Source organism: Metabacillus niabensis (assembly GCF_902829255.1).
GTDB lineage: Bacteria > Bacillota > Bacilli > Bacillales > Bacillaceae > Metabacillus > Metabacillus niabensis.
In genome coordinates, this window is sequence record NZ_CADEPK010000261.1 from 1 (window position 1) to 4,660 (window position 4,660).

The following is a 4,660-nucleotide window of genomic DNA, read 5'->3' on the forward strand; positions in this document are numbered from 1 at the left end:
CTATTATAATGACCTTTAAATTTCTTGTAACTCATTTTCTAAAAACTGCTCAAAAGCAAAGGCAGATACGCCGAGTGCAGCTGAATGTGTTGAATGCTGTGAAAAGCTAATTTGTAGGTTTTTTTGCTGAAAGGCAAGGGCATGTGATTGGACGATATCTTGGAGCGGTTGTTCAATCCATTGCTTTGCCATTGCTAAGCGATTGCCAATAATAATTTGTTCTGGATTAAAAGTATTGATAATATTATTGATGCCAAAGCCAAGGTATTTTCCGATTTCTTCAAATAAGGCGATCGCTTTTTCGTCGTTATTTTTTGCTAAATCGATGATTGATTCAAGTGTTGGATCGTCTAAATCTTTGGCATTATCGATGAGTGCGTGCTCAGAAGCATACACTTCCCAGCAGCCTTTACTTCCACAGCGACAAGGGGCACCATCCATTTGGATCACCATATGACCTAATTCACCGGAAAACCCATTTACTCCTTGGTACAATTGATTGTTTAAGATTAATCCAACCCCAATACCAATTCCGACACTGACATAAATAATATCATTGAAGCTTTTTCCGACTCCAAATTGCTTCTCACCATATGCACCTGCATTTGCTTCGTTTTCAACAATGACTGGGATGTTGAATTCCTCTTCAATTTGTTGTTTAATTTCACAGTTTTTCCAGCCTAAATTTGGGGCGAGCAAAATATTTCCTTGCTTATCCACGATTCCAGGGATTCCGATACCAATTCCGACAACGCCGTACGGACTTTGTGGCAGTGGCTCCATTAACGTATAAACCATTTTTTTTACTCGATTAAGGACGTCTTCAAATGCTGAATCCTTCATGGATATTTTTTGTTCATTGATTATGTTACCTTTTAAATCTGTAACAACACCTAAAATATAATTAACACCGATATCAATTCCGATTGAATATCCTGCTGACTGATTATAATGAAGGAGGACTGGACGACGGCCGCCGCTTGACTCTCCTGGACCAGATTCATACACAAGTTGTTTTTCTAACAATTCATTTACAAGTGATGATACGGTTGCTTTATTTAAGCCGGAATCCTGTGCAATATCTGCTCTTGATAACGGCTCTTGCTGTGTTATTGTTCGAAAAACAAGAGATGTATTATTTTTCTTCACTACTTGTTGATTCCATGTCATTCTTTCCAACGATTTCACCTAATTTCAACAGTTTTGCTTCTCTTTACATTATATAGTAGTTTTACTTTCTGCCCACTTATTTAAACGATTTTCATATGATTTTTTCGATATATTATCGGGCGGAAAGAGCCACTATCTGTTTACTCGTATTGTTTCATTATAAACTTAGTTTAATGGATAGACAAACATTTTTCTCGATGTTATAATTTTCATAACGTTTTTTGCTTTTGATTTTTCTAGATTAGAAGAATATGTTATTCCTTTTTTATAAAATCTTTAAATGTAAGGGGTTACTTAGGGAGTATACATAAGTGGTATATCCCTCGTTTTTTTCTATTAACAAACTGGAGGTTTTTATAGTGAAATATGTTATTGGAATTGATTTAGGGACGAGTGCAGTTAAGCTTATTTTGATTAATCAGACAGGAACAATTGTTGAGGAAGTTTCGAAGTCATATCCGCTAATCCATGAGAAATCTGGGTATAGTGAACAGGAGCCAGAGCAATGGGTAGAAAAAACTCGTGAAGGGTTAGCTGAATTAGTTAACAAATTCAATGGTAATGTTACAGATATTGAAGGAATTAGCTATTCAGGACAAATGCATGGTCTTGTTTTATTGGATGAATCACATAGCGTATTGCGTAATGCAATTCTATGGAATGATGTTCGAACAACAGCTCAATGCAAGCAAATTTATGATGTTGTTGGAAAAGAAAGATTGCTAGATATTACGAAAAATCCAGCACTAGAAGGCTTTACGTTACCGAAAATTTTGTGGGTGAAAGAAAATGAACCTGAGCTTTTTGCAAAAGCTAGCGTATTTCTACTGCCTAAGGATTATTTACGGTACCGAATGACAGGAAAGATTCATAGCGAATATTCAGATGCAGCAGGAACCTTGCTATTAAATGTAGGCGAGAAAAAGTGGAGTACAGAAATATGTCAGCTATTTGAATTAAATGAAGAGCTATGTCCTCCTTTAGTGGAATCACATGAATGTGTTGGGACTCTTACAGATGAATTTGCTCATCAAACGGGCTTGTCACCTGAAACAAAGGTGTTTGCAGGTGGTGCGGATAATGCTTGTGGGGCAATTGGAGCAGGTATTTTAACAGAAGGGACAACATTGTGTAGTGTAGGAACGTCAGGGGTAGTTCTTTCTTATGAAGAACGTAATGATCGTGATTTTGCAGGTAAAGTACATTATTTTAATCATGGTAAAGAAAATGCCTTTTATACAATGGGGGTAACGTTAGCTGCAGGCTATAGTCTTAGCTGGTTTAAAGAGGTTTTCGCTGAGCACGAATCCTTTGAACAATTACTTGATGGGATTGACGAAGTACCAGTTGGTGCGAACGGATTATTGTTCACACCATATCTCGCAGGAGAAAGAACACCTCATGCTGATCCGACAATCCGTGCTAGCTTTATTGGGATGGAGGGAGCGCATACGAAAAAGGATTTCGCTCGAGCTGTACTTGAAGGGATTACGTTCTCCTTACATGAGTCAATCGAAATATTCCGTGAAAGTGGAAAGGTAATTGAGCAAATTACCTCAATTGGCGGTGGAGCGAAAAATGAAACATGGCTGCAAATACAGGCCGATATATTTAATGCAAAGGTCGTTAAATTACAAAGTGAGCAAGGACCGGGAATAGGGGCAGCTATTCTTGCAGCTTATGGTGCTGGCTGGTCTTCTACATTACAGGAAATTGCCGATCTCTTTGTGCAACAAGCAAATGTCTATGAACCAATTGCAGAAAACGTCGAGAAATATAAAGAGCTCTTTTCTTTATATCAAGATGTTTACAAACAAACAAAGGAATTGAATGAAGGGTTGTCGAAATTTAGAAGATAACCATTGTTTCTAGGAGGTAACTAAATGTCAAAGGTACGCTGGGGAATTCTTAGTACGGCAAAAATTGGCCGTGAGCAAGTCATTCCTGCTATTCATCGGTCTAAACTCGCAGAAGTAGCTGCAATCGCGAGTGGAAGGGAAAATGTTAACGAAATTGCTAGGGATTTAAATATTCCGACAACGTATTCAAGCTATGAGAAGCTATTACAAGATCCGTCGATAGATGTTGTTTATATTCCGTTACCAAATCACTTGCATAAAAAATGGGTGATTGAAGCAGCAAAGCATGGAAAACATGTTCTTTGTGAAAAACCTGCAACTTTAGATTCAGAGGAAACGAAAGAAATGGTTGCAGTGTGCCGCGAGCAGAATGTTAAATTCATGGAAGCATTCATGTACCAATTTCATCCAATGAATCAACGAGTTAAAGAGATTATCGCAAATGGTGAAATCGGAGAGGTAAAAATTGTTCGCTCAAGCTTTTCCTTTTATTTAAGTGACAGGGATACAAATATTCGGATGAAAAAGGAAATGGGCGGGGGAGCATTATATGATATTGGTTGTTATTGCATCCACGTGATCCGAATGATCACAGGCTCTGAGCCAAAACTAATAAAAGCAACAGCTACGATTGATGACAAAACAGGTGTAGACATAACTTCGACTGTTCTAATGACACTTGAAAATGGTGTGCAAGCAACATTTGATTGCAGCTTTGATATGTTTGGTGGCCAATATTATGAGGTTGTTGGTACAAAAGGAAAAATAACAGTACCATATGCCTTTCGACCAGATCAACATGGCAATGGGGATGGCATTGTGAAGGTTGTTAGTGGAAACGGTGAAAGAACTGAGACTTTCCCTGCAGATACTTACGTGTTAGAAGTAGACCATTTATCCGAAGCTATATTAAAAGATCAAGATCCGTCCTACACCGGAGAGCATGCGATTCAAAACATGCGAGTGATTGAAGCGTGCTTGCAGGCAATTGAAGAGGGTAAAGAAGTATTCATGTAGAACAAAACAACGAGGAACTATTCAAAAGAAATATGTTTTAATTGAGTAATGAATTGGAAAATGAGGCTGTCTCAAAAAGCAAAGGGTCAGACTCCATAAGCACAAAATTAGGATTTATAAAAATGATTATACGTCCTTATATCGGTGTTTATTGGAGGGAAATGATTTTGCCTTGAGATAGTCTCGTTTTTTTGTATGAACTTAAAAAAGTGTAATAGATGTACTTATTCCAATGAAATGCATTAGCCTGGAGAATTTGGAAAAAGTGAAACCAAGAAAGGATATTTTCGACTAATCAATAAAATCAAAATTCGAAAGGAGAAGCAATGAAGTTCATTGGTATTCTAATTATATGTACAATCCTATTATCCGGGTGTTCATCGGAAAAAAATAACTTAGTTGCTGAAGCGAAAGAACCAATTATTAAAGAACAAGCGCAGAAACGCATTAAGGCATTTTCAAGGGGAAATGCTGAACTGAATGATTCAGACTTGACACAAACTTTTACAATTAGTGAAAAAATAAAGGATGTAATGATGGTTTATGAAGTACGAGGAGAAGAAAATAAATATGGATTTTTAAATAAACCGTTGATTAAGAACAAAGAAACGAAC

General features: G+C 37.2%; 4 protein-coding genes. 3 read left to right on the forward strand and 1 reads right to left on the reverse strand.

From position 1 onward, the window contains the following. Positions 1-15: 15 nt before the first annotated feature. Complete coding sequence (locus HU235_RS15860) at positions 16-1,170, reverse strand: ROK family transcriptional regulator (protein ID WP_174880834.1); 1,155 nt, start codon at positions 1,168-1,170, stop codon at positions 16-18. 359 nt (positions 1,171-1,529) lie between these two features. On the opposite strand from HU235_RS15860, the gene xylB reads away from it, so the two are divergent. From xylB to HU235_RS15875, 3 genes are all read left to right on the forward strand, one after another. Next, positions 1,530-3,029 carry a xylulokinase gene (gene xylB / locus HU235_RS15865; protein WP_174880832.1) on the forward strand — a complete coding sequence of 500 codons (1,500 nt, stop codon included), beginning with the start codon at positions 1,530-1,532 and terminating at the stop codon, positions 3,027-3,029. A gap of 24 nt (positions 3,030-3,053) precedes the next feature. Then, on the forward strand, positions 3,054-4,046 hold the full coding sequence (locus HU235_RS15870; protein ID WP_174880833.1) for a Gfo/Idh/MocA family protein: 993 nt from the start codon (positions 3,054-3,056) through the stop codon (positions 4,044-4,046). 326 nt (positions 4,047-4,372) lie between these two features. Continuing rightward, positions 4,373-4,660, forward strand: a 288-nt coding sequence (locus HU235_RS15875) for a putative periplasmic lipoprotein (protein WP_459213474.1), incomplete at its 3' end; no start/stop codon positions are given.

Excerpts from the sequence above, each read along its gene's own strand:
- HU235_RS15860 (WP_174880834.1), bottom strand. The coding sequence starts at position 1,170 with ATGACATGGAATCAACAAGTAGTGAAGAAAAATAATACATCTCTTGTT.
- HU235_RS15870 (WP_174880833.1), top strand. The coding sequence starts at position 3,054 with ATGTCAAAGGTACGCTGGGGAATTCTTAGTACGGCAAAAATTGGCCGT.